24 protein-coding genes are annotated in these 21,940 nt (G+C 68.7%); 13 read left to right on the top strand and 11 right to left on the bottom strand.

The features are described 5' to 3' along the window. Window positions 1-22: 22 nt before the first annotated feature. The 5 genes from VV867_RS26570 to VV867_RS26550 form a co-directional block, all read right to left on the bottom strand. Window positions 23-382: a transposase gene (locus VV867_RS26570; protein ID WP_256595865.1), complete on the bottom strand. Its 360-nt coding sequence runs from the start codon at window positions 380-382 to the stop codon at window positions 23-25. 71 nt (window positions 383-453) lie between these two features. Further along, a complete protein-coding gene (trmB, locus tag VV867_RS26565) occupies window positions 454-1,125 on the bottom strand; it encodes a tRNA (guanosine(46)-N7)-methyltransferase TrmB (protein ID WP_275630541.1) in 672 nt (223 codons plus the stop codon). Between the two features lie 138 nt (window positions 1,126-1,263). Next, a complete protein-coding gene (locus tag VV867_RS26560) occupies window positions 1,264-2,070 on the bottom strand; it encodes a thiazole synthase (RefSeq protein WP_275627914.1) in 807 nt (268 codons plus the stop codon). A gap of 57 nt (window positions 2,071-2,127) precedes the next feature. Continuing rightward, complete coding sequence (gene thiS / locus VV867_RS26555; protein ID WP_089390964.1) at window positions 2,128-2,328, bottom strand: sulfur carrier protein ThiS; 201 nt, start codon at window positions 2,326-2,328, stop codon at window positions 2,128-2,130. A 100-nt stretch (window positions 2,329-2,428) separates the two neighbouring features. Next, a complete protein-coding gene (locus VV867_RS26550) occupies window positions 2,429-2,803 on the bottom strand; it encodes a DUF423 domain-containing protein (protein ID WP_089390965.1) in 375 nt (124 codons plus the stop codon). A 62-nt stretch (window positions 2,804-2,865) separates the two neighbouring features. Between VV867_RS26550 and mtgA the strand changes: the two genes are divergently transcribed. Further along, entirely contained in the window at window positions 2,866-3,558 is a 693-nt protein-coding gene (gene mtgA / locus VV867_RS26545) for a monofunctional biosynthetic peptidoglycan transglycosylase (protein WP_328567995.1), read from the top strand. A gap of 7 nt (window positions 3,559-3,565) precedes the next feature. On the opposite strand, the gene VV867_RS26540 is transcribed toward mtgA, so the two are convergent. The 5 genes from VV867_RS26540 to ftsY all read right to left on the bottom strand — a co-directional run bounded on the left by VV867_RS26540 (window position 3,566) and on the right by ftsY (window position 8,372). Further along, on the bottom strand, window positions 3,566-4,168 hold the full coding sequence (locus VV867_RS26540) for a hypothetical protein (protein ID WP_109934087.1): 603 nt from the start codon (window positions 4,166-4,168) through the stop codon (window positions 3,566-3,568). Window positions 4,169-4,247: 79 nt separating this feature from the next. After that, complete coding sequence (gene rpoH, locus VV867_RS26535) at window positions 4,248-5,102, bottom strand: RNA polymerase sigma factor RpoH (protein WP_328567994.1); 855 nt, start codon at window positions 5,100-5,102, stop codon at window positions 4,248-4,250. Window positions 5,103-5,215: 113 nt separating this feature from the next. Beyond that, entirely contained in the window at window positions 5,216-6,223 is a 1,008-nt protein-coding gene (gene ftsX, locus VV867_RS26530) for a permease-like cell division protein FtsX (protein WP_109934085.1), read from the bottom strand. Beyond that, window positions 6,223-6,894 carry a cell division ATP-binding protein FtsE gene (ftsE, locus tag VV867_RS26525; protein WP_328567993.1) on the bottom strand — a complete coding sequence of 224 codons (672 nt, stop codon included), beginning with the start codon at window positions 6,892-6,894 and terminating at the stop codon, window positions 6,223-6,225. Before ftsE ends, ftsX begins: the two co-directional genes overlap by 1 nt. Then, on the bottom strand, window positions 6,891-8,372 hold the full coding sequence (gene ftsY, locus VV867_RS26520; protein WP_328567992.1) for a signal recognition particle-docking protein FtsY: 1,482 nt from the start codon (window positions 8,370-8,372) through the stop codon (window positions 6,891-6,893). The genes ftsE and ftsY overlap by 4 nt, the downstream gene beginning before the upstream one ends. Before the next feature lie 149 nt (window positions 8,373-8,521). Here ftsY and VV867_RS26515 point away from each other — a divergent pair, with 149 nt between their 5' ends. From VV867_RS26515 to VV867_RS26490, 6 genes are all read left to right on the top strand, one after another. Next, window positions 8,522-9,892, top strand: coding sequence for a M16 family metallopeptidase (locus VV867_RS26515; protein ID WP_328567991.1), 1,371 nt, complete (start codon window positions 8,522-8,524; stop codon window positions 9,890-9,892). Then, a complete protein-coding gene (locus VV867_RS26510) occupies window positions 9,885-11,378 on the top strand; it encodes a M16 family metallopeptidase (RefSeq protein WP_328567990.1) in 1,494 nt (497 codons plus the stop codon). Before VV867_RS26515 ends, VV867_RS26510 begins: the two co-directional genes overlap by 8 nt. Next, a complete protein-coding gene (rsmD, locus tag VV867_RS26505) occupies window positions 11,378-11,986 on the top strand; it encodes a 16S rRNA (guanine(966)-N(2))-methyltransferase RsmD (protein WP_328567989.1) in 609 nt (202 codons plus the stop codon). The genes VV867_RS26510 and rsmD overlap by 1 nt, the downstream gene beginning before the upstream one ends. A gap of 29 nt (window positions 11,987-12,015) precedes the next feature. Beyond that, window positions 12,016-12,606: a virulence RhuM family protein gene (locus VV867_RS26500; protein WP_275627919.1), complete on the top strand. Its 591-nt coding sequence runs from the start codon at window positions 12,016-12,018 to the stop codon at window positions 12,604-12,606. 28 nt (window positions 12,607-12,634) lie between these two features. Then, complete coding sequence (locus VV867_RS26495) at window positions 12,635-13,630, top strand: hydrolase (RefSeq protein WP_328567988.1); 996 nt, start codon at window positions 12,635-12,637, stop codon at window positions 13,628-13,630. Between the two features lie 79 nt (window positions 13,631-13,709). Then, window positions 13,710-14,120 carry a GNAT family N-acetyltransferase gene (locus tag VV867_RS26490; protein WP_275627921.1) on the top strand — a complete coding sequence of 137 codons (411 nt, stop codon included), beginning with the start codon at window positions 13,710-13,712 and terminating at the stop codon, window positions 14,118-14,120. Window positions 14,121-14,481: 361 nt separating this feature from the next. Here VV867_RS26490 and VV867_RS26485 read toward each other — a convergent pair whose 3' ends face one another. Beyond that, window positions 14,482-15,153: a TetR/AcrR family transcriptional regulator gene (locus VV867_RS26485; protein ID WP_328567987.1), complete on the bottom strand. Its 672-nt coding sequence runs from the start codon at window positions 15,151-15,153 to the stop codon at window positions 14,482-14,484. A 243-nt stretch (window positions 15,154-15,396) separates the two neighbouring features. Here VV867_RS26485 and VV867_RS26480 point away from each other — a divergent pair, with 243 nt between their 5' ends. From VV867_RS26480 to ggt, 6 genes are all read left to right on the top strand, one after another. Continuing rightward, the gene (locus VV867_RS26480) at window positions 15,397-16,827 is read left to right on the top strand and encodes a coniferyl aldehyde dehydrogenase (protein ID WP_109935092.1); all 1,431 of its coding nucleotides are present in this window, start codon (window positions 15,397-15,399) and stop codon (window positions 16,825-16,827) included. A gap of 33 nt (window positions 16,828-16,860) precedes the next feature. After that, a complete protein-coding gene (locus tag VV867_RS26475) occupies window positions 16,861-17,406 on the top strand; it encodes a twin-arginine translocation pathway signal protein (RefSeq protein WP_275627923.1) in 546 nt (181 codons plus the stop codon). A gap of 42 nt (window positions 17,407-17,448) precedes the next feature. After that, window positions 17,449-19,044 (top strand): GMC family oxidoreductase, encoded by a 1,596-nt coding sequence (locus VV867_RS26470; protein ID WP_275627924.1) that lies wholly within the window; start codon window positions 17,449-17,451, stop codon window positions 19,042-19,044. A 185-nt stretch (window positions 19,045-19,229) separates the two neighbouring features. Further along, window positions 19,230-19,709 (top strand): pantetheine-phosphate adenylyltransferase, encoded by a 480-nt coding sequence (coaD, locus tag VV867_RS26465; RefSeq protein WP_109935089.1) that lies wholly within the window; start codon window positions 19,230-19,232, stop codon window positions 19,707-19,709. A 131-nt stretch (window positions 19,710-19,840) separates the two neighbouring features. Next, the gene (locus tag VV867_RS26460; protein WP_089390982.1) at window positions 19,841-20,092 is read left to right on the top strand and encodes a YfhL family 4Fe-4S dicluster ferredoxin; all 252 of its coding nucleotides are present in this window, start codon (window positions 19,841-19,843) and stop codon (window positions 20,090-20,092) included. Between the two features lie 144 nt (window positions 20,093-20,236). After that, window positions 20,237-21,940 carry a gamma-glutamyltransferase gene (gene ggt / locus VV867_RS26455; protein ID WP_275627925.1) on the top strand — a complete coding sequence of 568 codons (1,704 nt, stop codon included), beginning with the start codon at window positions 20,237-20,239 and terminating at the stop codon, window positions 21,938-21,940.

Here is a 21,940-nt window from a genome sequence, read left to right as displayed (position 1 = left end):
TATTGCTCACTCAACTCGTCGATTAGCGCGAATAATCTTTGGAGTCCAAAAGCAGGAGAGCACTGGCCTTTTTTAGGATTTCGATATCCCGATCCTTTTGCCGCAACTGCGCTTCGAGTTCTTGAATTCGCTGTTGGTCCGGCGTAATCGCCTTGGCACCGACCGGAGTCTGACCTTCGCGCTCTTTTCGGACTTGATCAATCCACCGACGCAGCGCAGTAGGGCCTACGTCTTGTTGCTTACAGACGTCCGGAACGGACATCCCGCCATCAAGCACCATCTCGGCAGTCTTGATTTTGAATTCATTTGAATAGGACTTTCGCACTATTTTCGCCTCCAGTTGGGCGCCATGATAGCGCCCGATGAAGGTGTCCAAGATCATTAGGCCAGCTCAGCCCTGCGCGCGATCGCGGGTAGGGCCCGCTCCTACAGCGTGCAGGACGTTTCGGCGGCTCAGTCGACGCGCTGGAACTTCAGGTCCCAGACGCCGTGGCCGAGGCGTTCGCCGCGACGCTCGAACTTGGTCACCGGGCGCTCTTCCGGGCGCGGCACGTAGGTGTTGTCCGGGGACAGGTTGCGGTAGCCGGGCGCGGCGTTCATCACTTCCAGCATGTGCTCGGCGTACTGTTCCCAGTCGGTGGCCATGTGCAGGATGCCGCCGACCTTCAGCTTGCTGCGCACCAGCTCCGCCCAGGCCGGCTGGACGATGCGGCGCTTGTGGTGGCGCGCCTTGTGCCAGGGGTCGGGGAAGAACAGCAGCACGCGGTCGAGGCTGGCGTCGGCCACGCAGTCGCGCAGCACTTCCAGGGCGTCGCAGCTGTAGACGCGGATGTTGCTCAGGTCCTGCGTCAGCATGCCGTTGAGCAGCGCGCCCACGCCCGGGCGGTGCACTTCGACGCCGATGAAGTCCTGGTCCGGCGCCGCGGCGGCCATCTCCAGGGTGGCGTGGCCCATGCCGAAGCCGATCTCGAAGGTGCGCGGGGCCTTGCGCCCGAACACCTGGTCGAAGTCGCGCAGGCCGTCGGCCAGCTCCAGGCCGAAGCGCGGCCAGCCCTGGTCGAGGCCGCGCTGCTGGCCTTCGGTCATGCGCCCGGCGCGCATCACGAAGCTCTTGATGGTGCGCATCGGCCGGTCGGTGGCCTGCTCGGCCTGGGGCTGCTGGGTATCGCTCATGTTCGGACCTTGGAAAAAACGGGGCAGTGAAAGTGACGACGGGCCGGCCCGCGCCTGGCGAGCCGGCCCGCTCGGGGCGCCGCGCCGGGATCAGCCGATCAGGCCGCTCATCGGCGAGGAGGCGCTGGCGTACAGTTTGCGCGGCATGCGCCCGGCCAGGTAGGCCAGGCGACCGGCGACGATGGCGTGCTTCATGGCCTCGGCCATCATCACCGGGTTCTGCGCGTGGGCGATGGCGGTGTTCATCAGCACCGCCTCGCAGCCCAGCTCCATGGCGATGGTGGCGTCGGAGGCGGTGCCCACGCCGGCGTCCACCAGCACGGGGACGCTGGCTTCCTCGAGGATGATGCGCAGGTTGTAGGGGTTGCAGATGCCCAGGCCGGAGCCGATCAGGCCGGCCAGCGGCATCACCGCGATGCAGCCGATCTCGGCCAGTTGGCGGGCGATGATGGGGTCGTCGCTGGTGTACACCATCACGTCGAAGCCGTCCTTGACCAGCACTTCGGCGGCCTTGAGGGTTTCCACGACGTTGGGGAACAGGGTCTTCTGGTCGGCCAGCACTTCCAGCTTCACCAGGTTGTGGCCGTCCAGCAGCTCGCGGGCCAGGCGGCAGGTGCGCACCGCTTCCACGGCGTCGTAGCAGCCGGCGGTGTTCGGCAGGATGGTGTAGCGGTCCGGCGGGATCACGTCGAGCAGGTTCGGCTCGCCGGGGTTCTGGCCGATGTTGGTGCGGCGCACCGCCACGGTGACGATCTGCGCGCCGGAGGCCTCGATGGCGCGGCGCGTCTCGTCGAGATCCTTGTACTTGCCGGTGCCCACCAGCAGGCGCGACTCATAGGTACGCCCGGCGAGGGTGAAAGGCTTGTCGACCGGCAGGGTGGAAGAGGCTTGGCTCATCGGATCTTTCCTCAGCAAAAGCGGGTGGGGCGGGGCCTGAATTCGGTGGACGGCGGCCTAGCCGCCGCCGATGGCCTGCACCACTTCCACCTGGTCACCCTCGCGGAGGGCGGTGGCGGCGTGCTGGCTGCGCGGCACTATGTCCAGGTTCAGTTCGACCGCGACGCGGCGCCCGCCCAGTTCCAGGCGCTCGAGCAGGTGGGCCACGCTCTGGCCGTCGGGCAGCTCGTAGGGTTCGCCGTTCAACTGGATATGCATGGGCAGCACCGTCGCGATTGGAGGGGTGGGCATTCTAGCCCGAGAGCCGGCGATGACCAAGGCGCAAGCGGGCCATCGGCCGGCGATTCTGACGTCCGGGTCAGCCCGTCAGCCTCCAGGCCGCCAGGCCCAGGCACAGCCAGCCGGCGAGGAAGCAGACGCCGCCGATGGGGGTGATGGCGCCGAGCACCGGGGTGGCGGTCAGGGTCAGCAGGTAGAGGCTGCCGGAGAAGATCAGGATGCCGGCGACGAAGAACCCGCCGGCGAAGCCCACCAGGCGCCCGCCCAGGTGCGCCGAGAGCAGCGCCACGCCGAACAGGGCCAGGGCGTGGAGCATCTGGTAGTGCACGCCGGTCTGGAAGATCGCCAGGTAGTCGGCGCTCAGCCGGCTCTTCAGGCCATGGGCGGCAAAGGCGCCGAGGGCCACGCCGGTGAAGCCGAAGAAGGCGGCGAACAGCAGGAAGGTACGCAGCATGGGAAAACTCCCTGGAAGGTCAAGCCCGTTATAATGACGCGCACTATCGCCCGGGAAAACCCATGCGCACATTGTTACGCCGCCTGTTCAAGTTCCTCCTCTGGTTCGCCCTGGGCAGCGTGGCCGTGGTCATCGTCCTGCGCTGGGTGCCGCCGCCGGGCAGCATGCTGATGGTCGAGCGCAAGGTGCAGTCCTGGTTCAATGGCCAGCCCATCGACCTGCAGCGCGACTGGCGCAGCTGGGACGAGATTTCCGGCAACCTCAAGGTGGCGGTCATCGCCGGCGAGGACCAGAAGTTCGCCGAGCACCACGGCTTCGACCTGCCGGCCATCGAGCAGGCCCTGGCCCACAACGGCCGCGGCAAGAGCATTCGCGGGGCCAGCACCATCAGCCAGCAGACCGCCAAGAACCTGTTCCTCTGGCCCGGCCGCAGCTGGCTGCGCAAGGGCCTGGAAGCCTGGTTCACGCTGCTGCTGGAGACCTTCTGGCCGAAGCAGCGCATCCTCGAGGTCTACCTGAACAGCGCCGAGTGGGACGACGGCGTGTTCGGCGCCCAGGCCGCCGCGCGCCACCACTTCGGCGTCGACGCCAGCCGCCTGTCGGCGCAGCAGGCCGCGCAGCTCGCCGCAGTGCTGCCCAACCCGCGCCAGTGGAGCGCCGCGCGCCCCAGCGGCTACGTCCGCCAGCGCGCCGCCTGGATCCGCCAGCAGATGTGGCAGCTCGGCGGCCCCGATTACCTGGAGCGCCTGCGCTGAGCCGCGCTCAGTGCGCCAGGCTCTCCCGTGGCACCACCTGCAGCCAGACCAGCTCGCCATTGCGGTGCAGCAGCGTCAGGCCGCGCTCGGGGTAGATCCAGGCCTCGCCGCGGTCGGTCTGCAGGCGCAGGCGCGGCGGGCCGAAGCTGGCCACCAGGCGGCCGACGCTCAGCGCCTGGCTGGGCGCCAGCAGCACCGAGGCCACCGCTTGCCGGCGCAGTTGCTCCAGCATGCCGTCGCTGAGCGGCTGGTCGGGCGCCCCCGGCGCTATGCCGGTAGCCTTCTGCAGGCTGCCGCGTTCCTCGTCGCTCAGCACCAGCTCGGCCTCCACCCGCCAGGGACCGTCGGGCGTACCCAGGGTGCCGCGGTAGCTCAGCTGGGCGCCCTGCCCGTCACGGGTCAGCCACAGCGCGCCGTCCTGCCAACTGTGCAACTGGCCGAGGTCGAGGGTGCCGTCGGCCAGGGGCCCGAACACCTCGCGCTGCCAGTCCTCCAGCCAGGCCGGCGGCGGCAGCGGCGTCGTGGAGCGCGCCACCCAGAGCCCGGCGGCGAAGGCCAGCAAGGCAAAGGCGAGGATCAGCAGGCCATGGGCCGGGCGTAGTCGGGGCATCGGGTCTCCGGGCATGCGCGGGCAGAAAAAAACCGCACCCCGAGGGGTGCGGTCTTCAGTCTAGCGGTGCAGCGGGCGCTTATGCCTCGATGCGCCCCTTGAGCTTGTTCATCGCGTTCTTTTCCAGCTGACGGATGCGCTCGGCGGACACGTTGTACTTGGCCGCCAGGTCGTGCAGCGTCGCCTTCTCCTCGGCCAGCCAGCGCTGGTGGAGGATGTCGCGGCTGCGCTCGTCCAGGCCTTCCAGCGCCTCGTGCAGGCTGGCGGTGGAGCTGTCGCTCCAGTCCGCTTCCTCCAACTGGCGCGCCGGGTCGTAGCGATGGTCTTCCAGGTAGTGCGCCGGGGACTGGTAGGCGCTTTCGTCGTCGGCGTCGGCCGCCGGGTCGAAGGCCATGTCCTGGCCGCTCAGGCGGCTTTCCATCTCGCGCACTTCCCGGGCTTCCACGCCCAGGCTCTCGGCCACGCGCTCGACTTCGTCGTTGCTCAGCCAGGCCAGACGCTTCTTCTGGCTGCGCAGGTTGAAGAACAGCTTGCGCTGCGCCTTGGTGGTGGCGACCTTGACGATCCGCCAGTTGCGCAGGATGAACTCGTGGATTTCCGCCTTGATCCAATGCACGGCGAAGGACACCAGACGCACACCCATTTCCGGGTTGAAGCGCTTCACGGCCTTCATCAGGCCGACGTTGCCCTCCTGGATCAGATCGGCCTGGGCCAGGCCGTACCCGGAATAACTCCGGGCGATGTGCACGACGAAGCGCAGGTGCGCCAGCACCATTTGCCGTGCCGCTTCCAGATCTTGCTCATAGAAGAGGCGTTCGGCCAGCTCGCGCTCCTGCTCCGGCGACAACAGCGGGATGCTGTTCACCGAGTGCACGTAGGCTTCCAGGTTTGCACCGGGAACCAGGGCATAGACAGGTTGCAGGGAAGTGGTCATGCGAATCCTCCGATTCACGAAACTCGCGCAGTGTAGCACTGGGCGATCTGACTGCAAGCGGGTGTAAAAGTTCCTTTACAGCCAAAAAGAAAACAGGGGAAATCAGTCGGTTGTCAGCGCGGCGCCAGCTCCCGCAGGTGCCGCGCCACGGCCAGCCAGGCGCCGATCCAGCCCAGCAGCACCGCGCCTATGGTCAGCGACAGGCCGTCGTTCAAGGGCACCCCGGCCAGGGCGAAATCGCTGCCGTAGAGGCCGGCGAGGTTGACCACCGAGGCGTTCAGCCAGTTCAGGCCGAACTCCAGCAGGGCCCAGGACAGGATGCCGGCGCCCAGGCCGTAGAGCGCGCCCATATAAAGGAAGGGCCGGCGCACGTAGCCGTCGGTCCCGCCGACCAGCTTGATCACTTCGATTTCGTTACGACGGTTTTCGATGTGCAGACGAATGGTATTGCCGATCACCAGCAGCAGGGTCAGCACCAGTACCACGGTCAGGCCGAAGACGAAGCGGTCGCCCAGCTTGAGGATCGCCGACAGGCGCTCGACCCACACCAGGTCGAGCTGCGCCTGTTGTACCCCGGGCAGCTCGGCCAGGCGTTGACGCAGGGCATCGAGCTGGTTGCGGTCGACCTGCTTGGGCGTCACCGAGATCACTGCCGGCAGCGGGTTCTCCGGCAGCTCCTTGAGCGCCTCGCCCAGGCCGGACTGTTCCTGCAGCTCTTTCAGCGCATCCTCGCGGCTGATCAGCTGCGCCTCGATCACGTCGGGCATGCGCTCGATCTGTTCGCGCAGGTCCTGGCCCTGGCTTTCGCTGGTCTTCAGGTCCAGGTACAGGGAAATCTGCGCCGCGCGCTGCCAGGAGCCGCCCAGGCGCTCGACGTTGCCCAGCAGCAGCGACAGGCCCATGGGCAGGCTCAGGGTGATGCCCATCACCAGGCAGGTGAAGAAGCTGCCGAAGGGGTGGCCGAACATCCGCTTGAGGCTGTCCACCAGGCTGGCGCGGTGGCTTTCGCCATAGGCACTGAACAGCTGGCCCCAGTCGGTGGATTCCTTCTCCACGCGCTCGCGGCTCTTCTTCGGCTGCGTGCCCTCTTCCGGAGCGTGTGGCAGTTGCTGATCGTTCATCAGGCCTCCTCCTCGCGGTCCGCGATGATCCGCCCGCGCTGCAGGGTGATCATGCGATGGCGCATGCGCGCGATCAGCGCCAGGTCGTGGCTGGCGATCAGCACGGTGGTGCCGAGGCGGTTGATGTCCTCGAACACGCCCATGATCTCCGAGGCCAGGCGCGGGTCGAGGTTGCCGGTGGGTTCGTCGGCGAGCAGCAGCGCCGGGCGGTGCACCACCGCGCGGGCGATGCCGACGCGCTGCTGCTGGCCGGTGGAGAGGTCGGACGGCAGGTCCTCGGCCTTCTCCTTGAGGCTCACGCGGTCGAGCGCCGCCTCCACCCGCTGGGCGATCTCCACCTTGGGCAGACCGAGGATCTGCAGCGGCAGGGCGACGTTGTCGAACACCGTGCGGTCGTTGAGCAACTGGTGGTTCTGGAACACCACGCCGATCTGCCGGCGCAGGAAGGGAATCTGCGCGGTGGTGATGCGCGCCAGGTCCTGGCCGCCGAGCAGCAGCTTGCCGGAAGTCGGCCGCTCCATCGCCAGGATCAGCCGCAGCAGGGTGCTCTTGCCGGCGCCGGAGTGGCCGGTGACGAAGAGGATCTCGCCGCGGTGGATGCGGAACGAGGCGTCATGCAGGCCGACGTGGCCGTTGGGATAGCGTTTGCCGACCTGCTCGAAGCGGATCATGCGGTCTCCCGGGTCTCGAACAATGCACGGACGAAAGCGTCGGCCTCGAAGGTGCGCAGATCGTCGATCCCTTCGCCGACGCCGATGTAGCGGATCGGCAGGCCGAACTGCTTGGCCAGGGCGAAGATCACCCCGCCCTTGGCGGTGCCGTCCAGTTTGGTCAGGGCCAGGCCGGTGAGTTCCACGGCGTTGTTGAACTGCTTGGCCTGGTTGATGGCGTTCTGCCCGGTGCCGGCGTCGAGCACCAGCAGCACCTCGTGGGGAGCCGTGTCGTCCAGCTTGCCGATGACCCGGCGCACCTTCTTCAGCTCTTCCATCAGGTTGTCCTTGGTGTGCAGGCGCCCGGCGGTGTCGGCGATCAGCACGTCGACGCCACGGGCCTTGGCGGCCTGCACGGCGTCGAAGATCACCGAGGCCGAGTCGGCGCCGGTGTGCTGGGCGATCACCGCGATGTTGTTGCGCTCGCCCCACACCTGCAACTGCTCCACGGCGGCGGCGCGGAAGGTGTCGCCGGCGGCCAGCATGACCTTCTTGCCGTCCATCTGCAGCTTCTTCGCCAGCTTGCCGATGGTGGTGGTCTTGCCCACGCCGTTCACCCCGACCACGAGGATCACGTAGGGCTGTTTTTCAGCGGTGATGGCCAGCGGCTGCTCGACCGGGCGCAGCAGCCCTGCCAGCTCTTCCTGCAGGGCCTTGTACAGCGCCTCGCTGTCGGCCAGCTCCTTGCGCGCCACGCGCTTGGTCAGGTTCTGCACGATGGCGGTGGTGGCCTCGACGCCGACGTCGGCGGTCAGCAGGCGCGTCTCGATCTCGTCGAGCAGGTCGTCGTCGATGGCCTTCTTGCCGAGGAACAGGCTGGCCATGCCCTCGCCGAGGCTGGCGCTGGTCTTCGACAGGCCCTGCTTGAGGCGGGCGAAGAAGCCGGGCTTGGCCGGTTCGGCCGGGGCGGGCTTCTCGACGGCGGCGGGCGCGAGGGCTGCGACCGGCGGCTGTTCCGCGACCGGAGCCGGAGCCGGAGCCGGAGCCGGAGCCGGAGCCGGAGCCGGAGCCGGAGCCGGAGCCGGAGCCGGAGCCGGGACAGGCTCGACCACGGGCGCGGCGGGGGCAACGGGCGCTACCGCCTCGACCGGGGGCTGCGGTTCGCCGGCGACCTGAGGCTCGGCCGGGCGGATCGGCTCCAGCGGCTCGGCGGGCAGGCTTTCGGCCGGCGGGGCTGGCGCCAGCGGTTCGGCGGGGGCCACGGGCAGCGGCGTGCGCAGCTCATCGACGGGCGCCGGCCGGGGCGCTTCGGCTGCCGGGGCCGGTGCGGCCGGCTCAGGCTGCGCCGCCGGGCTTTCCGCCGGCTGCGCGGGGGCCGCCTCGGCTTCGGAGGCTGGCGCTACGGTCTCTTCGGCCTGGGGTTTCTTGCGGAACCAGCTGAACAGGCCTTTCTTGTCCCCGCCCTGCGGGGCCTTCTTGTCGTCGTTGGAACCAAACATGAATGGCTTGCATCTCAAGGGAGCGGCACGGGACGTGGCCGCCCGGAAAACGGATGGGTATCCTAGCATCTCCTCGCCTGCCGGGGTTAGGCGGCTGCCCGACAGTCATCCCGCCACCCAACGGGCCATCAGCAAGGATCCGTTCGACCATGAAAAACCCTCCACGCCGCACGCTCGGCCTGCTCTGGGGCGTGCTCTGCCTGCCGCTGTTCGCCCTCGCCGCCGAACCCCAGCCGACCCACGAATACGTACTGGACAACGGGCTCAAGCTGGTAGTTCGCGAAGACCACCGCGCCCCCGTGGTGGTCTCCCAGCTCTGGTACAGGATCGGCTCCAGCTACGAGACGCCCGGCCTCACCGGCCTGTCCCACGCCCTGGAGCACATGATGTTCAAGGGCAGCAGCAAGATGGGCCCGGGCGAGGCCTCGCGCATCCTGCGCGACCTCGGCGCCGAGGAGAACGCCTTCACCACCGACGACTACACCGCCTACTACCAGGTGCTGGCCAAGGACCGCCTGCCGGTGGCCTTCGAGCTGGAGGCCGACCGCATGGCGCACCTGACGCTGCCGGCCGACCAGTTCAAGAGCGAGATCGAGGTGATCAAGGAAGAACGCCGCCTGCGCACCGAGGACAAGCCCTACGCCCTGGCCTACGAGCGCTTCAAGGCGGCGGCCTACCTGTCCAGCGGCTACCACTCGCCGACCATCGGCTGGATGGCCGACCTGCAGCGCATGACCATCGACGACCTGCGCGCCTGGTACAAGGCCTGGTACGCGCCGAACAACGCCACCCTGGTGGTGGTCGGCGACGTCCAGCCCGAGGAGGTCAGGGCCCTGGCCCAGCGCTGGTTCGGCGACATCCCGCGGCGCGAACTGCCGCCGGCGCGCAAGCCGCTGGAAGTGCCCGACCCGGGCGAGCGCCGGCTGACCCTCCAGGTGCGCACCCAGCTGCCCAGCCTGATCATGGGCTTCAACGTGCCCAGCCTGGGCAGCAGCGAGAACCCGCGCGAGGCGCACGCCCTGCGGCTGGTCTCCGCGCTGCTCGACGGCGGCTACAGCGCCCGCCTGTCCGCGCGCCTGGAGCGCGGCCAGGAACTGGTGGCCGGCGCCTCCGCCTCCTACGACGCCTTCGCCCGCGGCGACACCCTGTTCACCCTGAGCGCCACCCCCAACGTGCAGAAGGGCAAGACCCTGGAGCAGGTGGAGAAGGCCCTCTGGCAGCAGCTCGACGAGCTCAAGACCACCCCGCCCAGCCAGGAAGAACTGGAGCGCGTGCGCGCCCAGCTGATCGCCGGGCTGGTCTTCGAGCGCGACTCCATCGCCGCCCAGGCCAGCAGCATCGGCCAGCTGGAGAGCGTCGGCCTGTCCTGGCGCCTCGCCGACCAGGACCTGGAAGCCATCCGCCAGGTCACCGCCGAAGACATCCAGAAGGCCGCCCGCACCTATTTCGTCCGTTCGCGCCTGACCCTCGCCCAGGTGCTGCCGCAAGCCGATACCGACAAGGAGCCGACCCATGACTGAACGAAACGGCCTGCGCTACGGCCTGCTCGGCCTGGTCGTCCTGCTGCTGGTCGCCGGCCTGGCGTTCTGCGTCAGCCGCCCCGCCGGCGGCAGCAACCCCACCCCGCAGGCGCCGGCCACGGCAACACCCAGCGGCCTGCAGTCGCTGGCCGAGGCCGCCGGCAAGAAACCCGGCCACCGCCAGCTGGACATCCAGCGCTGGACCACCGCCGAAGGCGCCCGCGTGCTCTTCGTCGAGGCCCACGAGCTGCCGATGTTCGACCTGCGCCTGACCTTCGCCGCCGGCAGCAGCCAGGACGGCGACGCCCCCGGCCTGGCCATGCTGACCAACGCCATGCTCAACGAAGGCGTGCCGGGCAAGGACACCAGCGCCATCGCCGCCGGTTTCGAGGACCTGGGCGCCGACTTCATGAACGGCTCCTACCGCGACATGGCGGTGGCCGGCCTGCGCAGCCTGAGCGAGAAGGACAAGCGCGACGCCGCCGTGGCCCTGTTCGACCAGGTGGTGGGCCAGCCGACCTTCCCCGAGGAAGCCCTGGCGCGCATCAAGAACCAGGTGCTGGCCGGCTTCGAGTACCAGAAGCAGAACCCCGGCAAGCTGGCCGGACTGGAACTGTTCAAGCGCCTCTACGGCGACCACCCCTACGCCCATTCCAGCGACGGCAACGAGCAGTCGGTGCCGAAGATCGGCACCGCCCAGCTGCGCGCCTTCCACCAGAAGGGCTACGCCGCCGGCAACACGGTGATCGCGCTGGTCGGCGACCTCAGCCGCGCCGAGGCCGAGGCCATCGCCGCCAAGGTCTCCGCCTCGCTGCCCAAGGGCCCGGCGCTGCCGCCGGTGGCCATGGCGCAGGTGCCCAAGCCCGGCGCCAGCCACATCGAGTTCCCCTCCAAGCAGACCCACCTGCTGCTGGCCCAGCTCGGCATCACCCGCAACGACCCGGACTACCCGGCGCTCTACCTGGGCAACCAGATCCTCGGCGGCGGCGGCTTCGGCACCCGCCTGATGGACCAGGTGCGCGAGAAGCGCGGGCTGACCTATGGCGTGTCCTCCGGCTTCACCGGCATGCAGGCGCGCGGCCCCTTCACCATCGGCCTGCAGACCCGCGCCGAGCTGAGCGAGGGCACCCTCAGGCTGGTCCAGGACATAGTCCGCGACTACGTGAAGAACGGCCCGACGCAGAAGGAACTGGACGACGCCAAGCGCGAGCTGGCCGGCAGCTTCCCGCTGTCCACCGCGAGCAACGCCGACATCGTCGGCCAGCTCGGCGCCATCGGCTTCTACGGCCTGTCCTCGGACTACCTGGAGACCTTCCTGGCCCAGGTCCAGGCGCTGGACGTGGACAAGGTCAAGGCGGCCATGCAGCGCCACGTCGACCCGGACGCCTTCGTCGTCGTCACCGCCGGCCCGACCGTGCCGCAGAAACCGCTGCCGCCGCCCACCGACAAACCGGCCGAACAGCCCCTCGGCGTTCCGGAGCATTGATGAACAGACGACCCAAGGCCCCCGCCCAGGCCGCCCGCCAGCACGGCGGGCAGGGCCAGCTGCGCATCATCGGCGGGGAATGGCGCAGCCGCCGCTTCGCCTTCCCCGAGGGCCCGGGCCTGCGCCCGACCCCCGACCGGGTGCGCGAAACCCTGTTCAACTGGCTGGCCGCCTACGTGCCCGGCGCCCGCGTGCTCGACCCCTTCGCCGGCAGCGGCGCGCTCTTCCTCGAAGCCCTGTCCCGCGGCGCCAGCCGCGGCACCGCCCTGGACCTGAACCGCGAAGCCGTGGCCGCCCTGCGCGGCCACCTGGCCACGCTGAAATGCGAGAACGGCGAAGTGCAGTTGCAGGACGCCCTCGCCTACCTGGCCAAGCCGGCCCCCGAGACGGTGGACCTGGTATTCCTCGACCCGCCCTTCCACCAGGACCTGCTGCAGAACGCCTGCCGCCTGCTGGAGGAAAACGGCTGGCTGGCCCCCGACGCCTGGGTCTACACCGAGAGCGAAAGCGTCCCCTCCAGCCTCGGCCTGCCGGCCAACTGGCGGCTGCATAGGGAGAAGCAGGCGGGGAATGTGCATTACGCGCTGTGGCGGCGCAGCAGCCAATAAGCCAAACCACCTGGCGCAAGGAGCAGCCAATGGACGAACCGACGCAGAGCCCCATCGCCATTTATCAGGCGGATGACAGCGGCCAGACCACCGAAGTTCGTCTGGAAGGCGAAAGCGCCTGGCTGACTCAGAGGCAGATGGCAGAGCTGTTCGCCACGACGCCGGAAAACGTGCTGATGCACCTGAGGAACATCTACCGGGAAGGCGAGTTGCAGGAAGAGACAACTACTAAGGATTTCTTAGTAGTTCGCGAGGAAGGCCGGCGAAAGGTGCAGCGCCGGCTCAAGCATTACCACCTCGACGCCATCATCTCCGTCGGCTACCGCGTCAACTCCCGGCAAGGCACACGCTTCCGCATCTGGGCCAACCAGGTGCTCAAGGACTATCTGGTTCAGGGTTACGCACTCAACGAGCAACGCCTGAAAGCCCAGCAGGCACGGGTTCGCGAACTGGAACGGACGCTGTTCCACGACCAGGCCAGCCTGCCCGAGGCGCGGGGCCTGGTGAGCGTCATCGCCGGCTATGCGCGCACCTTGGTAGCCACTTCAAACACGACGACGAACCGAAGATCAACCACAATGCCCTGGCTGCCATCGCACTGCTCGTGGCGCAGAGCATGAACCTCATCCGCAACTGACCCGTGCCCACATGACGACCGCCTTCCAATCCGCCTGGTGGCTCCCCGGCCCGCATCTGCAGACGCTCTACGGCTCGCTGCTGCGCAAGGCGCCGGTGCTGCAGCGCGAGCGCGAGCGGCTGTGGCTGGAGGATGGCGACTTCCTCGACCTCGACTGGCATGGCCCGCACAACGCCCGCACGCCGCTGGTGCTGGCCGTCCACGGGCTGACCGGTTCTTCCGACTCGCACTACATCCGCGGCCTGCAGTTCGCCCTGCAGGCCCGCGGCTGGGCCAGCGTGGCGCTGAACTGGCGCGGTTGCTCGGGCGAGCCCAACCTGCTGCCGCGCGGCTACCACTCGGGCATCAGCGAGGACCTGGCGGCGGTCATCGAGCACCTGCGGCGCATGCGCCCGCTGGCGCCGCTGTACGCGGTGGGCTATTCGCTGGGCGGCAACGTGCTGCTCAAGTACCTTGGCGAGCGCGGTGGCGACAGCCCGCTGCGCGGCGCCGTGGCGGTGTCGGTGCCGTTCCGCCTGGACCGCTGCGCCGACCGCATCGGTATCGGTTTCTCGCGCATCTACCAGGCGCACTTCATGCGCGAACTGGTGGCCTACGTGCGCAACAAGCAGCAGAGCTTCGCCGAGCGCGGCGCCCAGGAGCACCTGGCGGCCCTGGAGCGCCTGGGCCCGCTGGACGGCATGCGCACCTTCTGGGATTTCGACGGCCGCGTCACCGCGCCGCTGCACGGCTTCGCCGACGCCCACGACTACTACAAGCGCGCCTCCAGCCGCTTCTACCTGGGCGGCATCCATACCCCGACGCTGATCATCCACTCCAGCGACGACCCCTTCATCGACGCCGGCAGCATCCCGCCGGCGGACGAACTCTCGGCCAGCACCCAGTTGGAGCTGCACGAGCACGGCGGCCATGTGGGCTTCATCGGCGGCACGCCGGGACGACCGGACTACTATCTGGAAAGGCGCATCCCCGACTGGCTGCTGGCCCTGCACGGCAGCGCCGGCTGACGCGGGCTTGACCGGGATCAGCATCGGCCGGCCAGCGATGGTCCAGGCTGGAGGCGCCAAAGGGCAAGGAGGGGAAGCCATGAGCGAAGCGACCATCCGGATTCACCGCGTCACCTCACTGGACGACGCCCAGTGCGTTGGCATAGCGGCGCTCTACCGCACCGTCGGCTGGGGCCACCCGAACGACGCGGACGAATTGCGCGATCTCTGCGAATCTTCCGGCTACGTGCTGCTGGCCAGCGAGGGCGAGCAGGTGGTCGGCCTGCTCCGCGCCGAGCCGGAGAACGCCCAGACCACCTGGCTGGCCGAGCTGGCGGTGCTGCCCGCTCACCAGGGCCGTGGCATCGGCACTTCGCTGATGCAGCGCTTCATCGCCGACCATCCCGGCGCGCGCCTTTATACCGACGCGACCGATGGCGTCGAGGATTTCTTCCTCCGCCATGGCCTGGAACTGCGCCAGCCGCTGGTGCCTGGGCCGCGCAAAGATTGATACCGGCGGGGCCGATTTGGCTTTTCGTAGGAGCGAGCTTGCTCGCGAACGGGCGTATGCCGGTGAGTGTTTGGTGTTCGCCCAAGAGCGCCCTCTCCCTAACCCTCTCCCTGAAGGGAGAGGGGACCGTTGGGCAGGGTTGGAGGTCCCGCAGTCAGCCGGCAACACCGAAGGCTTCCGGCTGAAACCTTGCCTTGTCTCGGCACGGACAAGCCCCCTCTCCCTTCAGGGAGAGGGCTGGGGAGAGGGAAAGGAACTCAGCTTCGCACCGAGGCAACCGGCAGACGCCCGTTCGCGAGCAAGCTCGCTCCTACGAAAAGCCAAACGTAGGACGCAGTCCGCGATCATCCCTGTGGATAACTCACGCGCCCTGCGAAGGACTTTCCGTCAAGGGCACGTACAGCCTGTCGGCAATCCGCTCCACCGCCGCCTGCGAATCCTCGGCGATGTGCCCGCTCTCCAGCGCCAGCACCTGGTAGATGCCGCGCCGCAGCAGCTCCTCGCTGAGGTCGCCGATGACCTGGTGGGTGGTGCAGAGGAAGCGCACCCAGGAGGTGAGGATGATCCAGGCATTGAGGGTCAGGGCCTCCAGCTGGATCTCGTCCATCCGCAGGATGCCGGCCTCGACGAAGCCGCGGTAGATGGCCTTGGCGTTCACCAGCGCGCGCCGGGCGAAGGCGCGGTAGGCCGCGGCCAGCTCCGCGTCGCTTTCCAGCAGGTGCTCCAGGTCCCGGTGCAGGAAGCGGTAGCGCCACATGGCCGCCAGCAGCGCCTCCAGGTAGAAGGTCTTGTCCTCGATGGTCAGCGCGCGGCCGTCGGGCAGGCGCAGGAAGTCGTCCACCCGCGCCTCGTACTCGGCGAACAGCTCGGCGATGATCGCCTGCTTGTTGCGGAAGTGGTAGTACAGGTTGCCCGGGGAAATCCCCAGGTGCGCGGCGATGTGGTTGGTGGTGACGCTGCGCTCGCCCTGGGCGTTGAACAGCGCCAGGCTCTCCTGGACGATGCGGTCGCGGGTCTTGATGCGTGGGGCCATGCGCGGGCTCGGAATCACTTTTCTACGGCAAGGGGCAAAGGTACACGGATTGCTACGTACGGTGCAGCCGGCGTAACACTCCGGGCGCTCGCCCAGCTTTTCGTTGGGTGGGCCGCGCGGCGTTGGCGCGGCATGCTATTTGACACTTTAGAGTAATTGCTCTAAAAATCCAGCGACAAGCACAACGCGAAGCGTCCCCCCACCCGGAGCGCTTCCCCCAGCCGGTCCGCCGAGGAGCCCGCCATGGTCGCCGACATCGCCTACCTGCAGCAGACGCAGCAGGACATCAACCAGCTTCAGAGCCTGTTCGAGCGCCAGCGCCAGGCCTACCGCGCCAACCCGCTGCCCAGCGCCGGCCAGCGCCAGCAATGGCTCAGGAGCCTGGCCGACCTGCTGGTGCGCGAGCAGCAGCCGATCATCGACGCCATTTCCCGCGACTTCAGCAACCGCTCCGCCGACGAGACCCGCCTGGCCGAGATCATGCCCAGCCTGCACGGCGTGCACTACGCGCGCAAACGCGTGGCGCGCTGGATGAAGCCCTCGCGGCGCAGCGTCGGCATGCAGTTCATGCCGGCCTCGGCCCGCGTGGAATACCAGCCGCTGGGCGTGGCCGGTGTGATAGTGCCGTGGAACTACCCGCTGTTCCTCGCCATCGGCCCGCTGACCGCGGCCCTGGCCGCCGGCAACCGGGTGATGATCAAGATGAGCGAGTCCACCCCGGCCACCGCCCAGGTGCTCAAGGAGCTGCTGGCCAAGGTCTTCCCCGAGGACCTGGTGGCCGTGGTCCAGGGCGAGGTGGACGTCGGCGTGGCCTTCTCCAAGCTGCCCTTCGACCACCTGCTGTTCACCGGCGCCACCAGCGTCGGCAAGCACGTGATGCGCGCCGCGGCGGAGAACCTCACCCCGGTCACCCTGGAGCTGGGCGGCAAGTCGCCGGCGCTGGTCTCGGAGAACGTGCCGATCAAGGACGCCGCCGAACGCATCGCCTTCGGCAAGTCGCTCAACGCCGGGCAGACCTGCGTGGCGCCGGACTACGTGCTGGTGCCGCAACAACGCGTCGAGGAGTTCGTCAGCGCCTACCGCGAGGTGGTGCAGGGCTTCTTCCCCAGTGTGGAGAACAACCCGGACTACACTGCCATCATCAACGAACGCCAACTGGCCCGTCTCAACGGCTACCTGAGCGACGCCGAGGCCAAGGGCGCGCAGGTCATCCGCCTGCTGCCGGAAGCCAGCGGGCGGCGCCTGCCCCAGGCGCTGCTGCTGAACGTCGACGACGACATGAAGGTGATGCAGGACGAAATCTTCGGCCCGCTGCTGCCGATCATCCCCTACCAGCGCCTGGACGAGGCCCTGGCCTACATCAACGACCGGCCGCGGCCGCTGGCGCTGTACTACTTTGGTTACGACAAGCGCGAGCAGGACCACGTGCTGGCGCAGACCCACTCCGGCGGCGTATGCCTGAACGACACCCTGCTGCACGTCGCCCAGGACGACATGCCCTTCGGCGGCGTCGGCCCCTCGGGCATGGGCCACTACCACGGCCACGAAGGCTTCCTCACCTTCAGCAAGGCCAAGGCGGTGTTCAGCAAGCCGCGCTTCAACGCCGCCCGGGTGATCTACCCGCCCTACGGCAAGTCGCTGCAGAAACTGGTCTACAAGCTGTTCATCCGCTGAGACCGCGTACTCCACCCAGGTGAAACAACAAGAATGACAGACACCTCCCTGAGCGCGCCGGGACTCTCCCGGCGCGGCGTGCTCAAGATCGGCCTGCTCGGCGGCGCCTTCCTGGCCACGGCCGGCGTCACCGCCACCCTCAGCGGCTGCTCGGCCAGCACCCCGGCCAGCGGCATGAAGGTCATCCGCGAATCCGACCTGCCCTTCCTGCGCGCCCTGATCCCGGTGATGCTGGCTGGCGCCGTGCCGGCCGAGCGCATGGCCGAGGCGGTGCAGGGCACCCTCGCGGGCCTGGACCACACCCTCGACCACCTCTCGCAGGAGATGCTCAAGCTCACCGTGCAGCTGTTCGACGTGCTGGCTCTGCCGGTCACCCGCGGCCCGCTCACCGGCGTCTGGGGCAGCTGGGAGAAGGCCAGCGCGGACGACGTGCGGCATTTCCTGGAGCGCTGGCAGAACAGCGCCATCGGCCTGCTGAAGATGGGCCACAGCTCGCTGCTGCAGCTGGTGATGATGGCCTGGTACGGGCGCCCGGAATCCTGGGCGCACTGCGGCTACCCCGGGCCGCCGAAGGTCTGAGCCCCGCCACTCCCATAACAAGAATTCCCGAGAGTACCCCTGATGCCCGTACCCGATCTGTTCGCCGAAGGCCTGGCCCGCGGCTGGAAAGTCCACGACGGCTCGCGCCTGGACAACGACCTGACACTGGAAACCGACGTGGTCGTCATCGGCTCCGGCGCTGGCGGCGGCACCACCGCGGAAATCCTCAGCGGCGCCGGCTACAAGGTGCTGCTGGTGGAGGAAGGCCCGCTCAAGACCAGCTCCGACTTCAAGCTGCAGGAGCCGGAGGCCTACTCCAGCCTGTACCAGGAAGGCGTCGGGCGGATGAGCAAGGACGGGGCCATCACCATCCTCCAGGGCCGCGCCGTGGGCGGCACCACCCTGGTCAACTGGACCTCCAGCTTCCGCACCCCGGACGCTACCCTGGAACACTGGGCCAAGGAGCATGGCGTCAAGGGCCACAGCCCGGCGGAGATGGCGCCCTGGTTCGCCAGGATGGAAGAGCGCCTGGGCGTGGCGCCCTGGATCATGCCGCCGAACTTCAACAACGATGTGATCCGCCTGGGCTGCGAGAAGCTCGGCTATCACTGGAAGGTCATCCCGCGCAACGTGCGCGGCTGCTGGAACCTCGGCTACTGCGGGATGGGCTGCCCGACCAACGCCAAGCAGTCGATGCTGGTCACCACCATCCCGGCCACCCTCGACAGGGGCGGCGAACTGCTGTTCCTGGCCCGCGCCAACCGCCTGCTGCTGGACGGCGACAAGGTCGGCGGCCTGGAATGCCTGGCCATGGACGCCCGCTGCGTGGCGCCCACCGGCCGCAAGGTCACCGTCAAGGCGCGCCACTACGTGCTCGCCGGCGGCGGCATCAACAGCCCGGCGGTGTTGCTGCGCTCCAAGGCCCCGGACCCCAACGGCCGCGTCGGCCAGCGCACCTTCCTGCACGTGGTGAACTTCAGCGCCGCGCTGTTCGAGCAGGTGGTCAACCCCTTCTACGGCGCGCCGCAGTCGATCTACTCCGACCACTTCCAGTGGGACGACGGCGCCACCGGGCGCATGTCCTACAAGCTCGAAGTGCCGCCGCTGCAACCGGCGCTGGCCGCCACCCTGCTGGGCAGCTTCGGCGTGGAGAACGCCCTGCGCATGGAGCAGCTGCCGCACACCAACATGATCCTCGCCCTGATGCGCGACGGCTTCCACCCGGACAGCGCAGTGGGCAGCGTGAGCCTGCGCGGCGACGACACCCCGGTGCTCGACTACCACATGACCGACTACACCTGGGACGGCATCCGCCGCGCCTTCCACACCATGGCCGAGGTGCAGTTCGCCGCCGGCGCCCGCGAAGTGCTGCCGCTGCACACCGACGCCGGCTACGTGAAGACCCCGGCCGAGGCCCGCGCGCTGATCGACGGCCTGAGCCTGGAGCTGTACCGCACCCGCCTGGGCAGCGCCCACGTGATGGGCGGCTGCGCCATGGGCGAGGACCCGAAGCAGTCGGTGTGCGACAGCCTCGGCCGCCACCACCAGCTGGAGAACCTGTCGATCCACGACGGCTCGCTGTTCCCCACCAGCATCGGCGCCAACCCGCAGCTGTCGGTCTACGGCCTCACCGCGCAACTGGCCAGCGGCCTCGCCGAACGCCTCGGCAAGGCCTGAGCCCCGCTCCCGGCGCGAAGGCTCTGCCACGGGCCTTGCGCGCCGGCCGGCGGCATTCGCCGGGAAAAATCAGGTAGTCCGCGCCGGCGGGCACTACCAAGGTCGCTTGGCCCATCCGGGCTGCTGCGTTACCATCCAGCCCCGCCAATGCCCACGCCTGCCCCTTGAACCACCAGGACGCTGCGATGAACCGAGTGCTGTACCCGGGTACCTTCGACCCCATCACCAAAGGCCATGCCGACCTGGTCGAGCGGGCCTCGCGCCTGTTCGACCAGGTGATCATCGCCGTCGCCGCCAGCCCCAAGAAGAACCCCCTGTTCCCCCTGGAACAACGGGTCGAACTGGCGCGCCAGGTCACCTCGCACCTGCCCAACGTCGAAGTCGTCGGCTTCTCCACCCTGCTCGCGCACTTCGTCAAGGAGCAGAACGCCAACATCCTGCTGCGCGGCCTGCGCGCGGTATCGGACTTCGAGTACGAGTTCCAGCTGGCCAACATGAACCGCCAGCTCGCCCCGGACGTGGAGAGCATGTTCCTCACCCCCTCGGAGAAGTACTCGTACATCTCCTCGACCCTGGTCCGCGAAATAGCCGCCCTGGGCGGCGACATCACCAAATTCGTGCACCCGGCGGTATCCGCCGCCCTGGCCGAGCGCTTCAAGCGCTGATCCAGCGCCTGCGCGCCGCCAGGGAAGGCGGCAATTGATCCGGCCGGCGTGCAACGCGCACGCCAATGCGGCAAAATTGCAGCAATTCCCTTGCTGACAGCCTGGCCACGCGCCAAGGCCGGAGTTTTTCGATGTCCCTGAAAATCACCGACGACTGCATCAACTGCGACGTCTGCGAACCCGAGTGCCCGAACGGCGCCATCTCCCAGGGCGAGGAGATCTACGTGATCGACCCCAACCTGTGCACCGAGTGCGTCGGCCACTACGACGAGCCGCAGTGCCAGCAGGTCTGCCCGGTGGACTGCATCCCCCTCGACGACGCCCATGTCGAGAGCAAGGACGAACTGATGCAGAAGTACCTCAAGCTCACCGGCAAGGCCTGACCCCGGCGGCTTGACAGGCCGATCGCCGGCTTCCCACAGCGCACTCGGCAACCGCGAAGCAGCGGGATTGTCTATCCTCCCAATTCGCTCCCGTGGTTTTTCCCGGACGCCGGTCCGGGGCCGCCCGACGATTCGTGAGATGCCATGTCCCTGCTGAACCGCTGTTTCCATTCCCTCGCCCTCTCCTGCGGCCTGCTGCTGCTCGGCGCCGCCAGCGTCCACGCCGCCAGCCAGCCGGTGGCCCAGGCCACCGTGGCCAGCGCCCACCCGGCGGCCACCGTGGCCGGCCTGGAAACCCTCGCCGGCGGCGGCAACGCCTTCGACGCCGCGGTGGCCATCGCCGCCGCGCTGGCGGTGGCGGAGCCCTACAGTTCGGGCCTGGGCGGTGGCGGCTTCTTCCTCCTGCGCCAGGCCGGACCGACGCCCAGCTACCGCTTCATCGACGCCCGCGAGCGCGCGCCGCTGGCCGCCAGCGCGCAGATGTACGTGCGCAACGGCAAGGTGCAACCGGAACTGTCGCTGAACGGCCCCCTGGCCGCCGCCATCCCCGGCCTGCCCGCGGCCCTGGTGGAAATCACCAGCCGCTTCGGCCGCAAGCCGCTGGCCGACAACCTGGTGCCGGCGATCCGCCTGGCCACCGACGGCGTCTCCGTCGACCGCATCTACATCACCCGCGCCGCCGGCCGCCTGGAGGCCATGCGCAAGGACCGCGAGACCTCGCGCATCTTCCTGCAGCAGGGCAACCTGCCCGAGGAATGGGACCTGCTGCGCCAGCCGGAGCTGGCCGACACCCTGTCGCGCCTGGCGCGCTACGGCCGCAGCGGCTTCTACGAAGGCGAGACGGCGGACAAGCTGGTGCAGGGCGTGCGCGCCGCCGGCGGCATCTGGAGCCTGGAAGACCTGCGCAGCTACCAGGTGGTGGAGCGCCAGCCGCTGCGCTACCCGCTGGGCGAAGGCCGCGAGCTGGTCAGCGCGCCGCCGCCCTCGGCCGGCGGCGTGGCCATCGCCCAGAGCCTGGGCATGCTGGCCCAGCTGCCCTGGCAGAAGGCCGAGCCGATCCAGCGCGTGCACTACGTGGCCGAAGTCCTGCGCCGCGCCTACCACGACCGCAGCATGCTCGGCGACCCCGACCGCATCGCCAACCCGGTGCAGCAACTGCTGGCCCCCGACTACCTCAAGCGCCTGGCCGCCGGCATCGACCCGCGCCGCGCCACCCCCAGCGCCACCCTGCCGCCGGCGCCGAGCTGGCGCGAAGGCGACCACACCACGCACTTCGTGGTGATCGACGAACAGGGCAACGCGGTGGCCGCCACCCTCTCGGTCAACCTGCCGTTCGGCGCCGCCTTCACCGCGCCCGGCACCGGCGTGCTGCTCAATGACGAAATGGACGACTTCGCCGCCGACATCCAGGGCAGCAACGCCTATGGCCTGGCCGGCAGCGCGGCCAATGCCATCGCCCCCGGCAAGCGCCCGCTGTCGAGCATGAGCCCGAGCTTCATCGAGAGCCCCGGGGAACTGGCGGCCTTCGGCACCCCGGGCGGCAGCCGCATCCCCAGCATGGTGCTGCTGGCCATGCTGCAGTACCTGGACGGCCGCTCGGTGCAGAACTGGGTGGGCGCGCCGCGCTACCACAACCAGTACCTGCCCGACGTGCTGGAGCACGAGCCGCGCACCTTCACCGATGCGCAGAAGGCCGAGCTGGCCGGCCGTGGCTACAGCCTCAAGGAAGTCGCGCCATCCTACGGCAACCAGCAGGTGCTGCTGTGGCGCAAGAAGACCGGGAACGTGGACGCCGCCAGCGACCCGCGCGGCATCGGCCTGGCCGCCGGGACCACGGTACACTACTGA

It is taken from the genome of Pseudomonas sp. JH-2, from assembly GCF_036231725.1.
In the GTDB taxonomy this organism is placed as follows: Bacteria; Pseudomonadota; Gammaproteobacteria; order Pseudomonadales; family Pseudomonadaceae; genus Pseudomonas; species Pseudomonas delhiensis.
This window is presented reverse-complemented; position numbering and strand designations above follow the sequence as displayed.

What these genes read in the sequence shown, in the direction of transcription:
- VV867_RS26510 (WP_328567990.1), top strand. Translation starts at nt 9,885, where the DNA reads ATGACTGAACGAAACGGCCTGCGCTACGGCCTGCTCGGCCTGGTCGTC.
- VV867_RS26470 (WP_275627924.1), top strand. Translation starts at nt 17,449, where the DNA reads ATGCCCGTACCCGATCTGTTCGCCGAAGGCCTGGCCCGCGGCTGGAAA.
- VV867_RS26480 (WP_109935092.1), top strand. Translation starts at nt 15,397, where the DNA reads ATGGTCGCCGACATCGCCTACCTGCAGCAGACGCAGCAGGACATCAAC.
- rsmD (WP_328567989.1), top strand. Translation starts at nt 11,378, where the DNA reads ATGAACAGACGACCCAAGGCCCCCGCCCAGGCCGCCCGCCAGCACGGC.
- VV867_RS26500 (WP_275627919.1), top strand. Translation starts at nt 12,016, where the DNA reads ATGGACGAACCGACGCAGAGCCCCATCGCCATTTATCAGGCGGATGAC.
- rpoH (WP_328567994.1), bottom strand. Translation starts at nt 5,102, where the DNA reads ATGACCACTTCCCTGCAACCTGTCTATGCCCTGGTTCCCGGTGCAAAC.
- VV867_RS26550 (WP_089390965.1), bottom strand. Translation starts at nt 2,803, where the DNA reads ATGCTGCGTACCTTCCTGCTGTTCGCCGCCTTCTTCGGCTTCACCGGC.
- coaD (WP_109935089.1), top strand. Translation starts at nt 19,230, where the DNA reads ATGAACCGAGTGCTGTACCCGGGTACCTTCGACCCCATCACCAAAGGC.
- ftsX (WP_109934085.1), bottom strand. Translation starts at nt 6,223, where the DNA reads ATGAACGATCAGCAACTGCCACACGCTCCGGAAGAGGGCACGCAGCCG.
- VV867_RS26485 (WP_328567987.1), bottom strand. Translation starts at nt 15,153, where the DNA reads ATGGCCCCACGCATCAAGACCCGCGACCGCATCGTCCAGGAGAGCCTG.
- VV867_RS26460 (WP_089390982.1), top strand. Translation starts at nt 19,841, where the DNA reads ATGTCCCTGAAAATCACCGACGACTGCATCAACTGCGACGTCTGCGAA.
- VV867_RS26515 (WP_328567991.1), top strand. Translation starts at nt 8,522, where the DNA reads ATGAAAAACCCTCCACGCCGCACGCTCGGCCTGCTCTGGGGCGTGCTC.
- VV867_RS26475 (WP_275627923.1), top strand. Translation starts at nt 16,861, where the DNA reads ATGACAGACACCTCCCTGAGCGCGCCGGGACTCTCCCGGCGCGGCGTG.
- VV867_RS26570 (WP_256595865.1), bottom strand. Translation starts at nt 382, where the DNA reads ATGATCTTGGACACCTTCATCGGGCGCTATCATGGCGCCCAACTGGAG.
- VV867_RS26540 (WP_109934087.1), bottom strand. Translation starts at nt 4,168, where the DNA reads ATGCCCCGACTACGCCCGGCCCATGGCCTGCTGATCCTCGCCTTTGCC.
- VV867_RS26490 (WP_275627921.1), top strand. Translation starts at nt 13,710, where the DNA reads ATGAGCGAAGCGACCATCCGGATTCACCGCGTCACCTCACTGGACGAC.
- ggt (WP_275627925.1), top strand. Translation starts at nt 20,237, where the DNA reads ATGTCCCTGCTGAACCGCTGTTTCCATTCCCTCGCCCTCTCCTGCGGC.
- trmB (WP_275630541.1), bottom strand. Translation starts at nt 1,125, where the DNA reads ATGCGCACCATCAAGAGCTTCGTGATGCGCGCCGGGCGCATGACCGAA.
- ftsE (WP_328567993.1), bottom strand. Translation starts at nt 6,894, where the DNA reads ATGATCCGCTTCGAGCAGGTCGGCAAACGCTATCCCAACGGCCACGTC.
- mtgA (WP_328567995.1), top strand. Translation starts at nt 2,866, where the DNA reads ATGCGCACATTGTTACGCCGCCTGTTCAAGTTCCTCCTCTGGTTCGCC.
- VV867_RS26495 (WP_328567988.1), top strand. Translation starts at nt 12,635, where the DNA reads ATGACGACCGCCTTCCAATCCGCCTGGTGGCTCCCCGGCCCGCATCTG.
- ftsY (WP_328567992.1), bottom strand. Translation starts at nt 8,372, where the DNA reads ATGTTTGGTTCCAACGACGACAAGAAGGCCCCGCAGGGCGGGGACAAG.
- VV867_RS26560 (WP_275627914.1), bottom strand. Translation starts at nt 2,070, where the DNA reads ATGAGCCAAGCCTCTTCCACCCTGCCGGTCGACAAGCCTTTCACCCTC.
- thiS (WP_089390964.1), bottom strand. Translation starts at nt 2,328, where the DNA reads ATGCATATCCAGTTGAACGGCGAACCCTACGAGCTGCCCGACGGCCAG.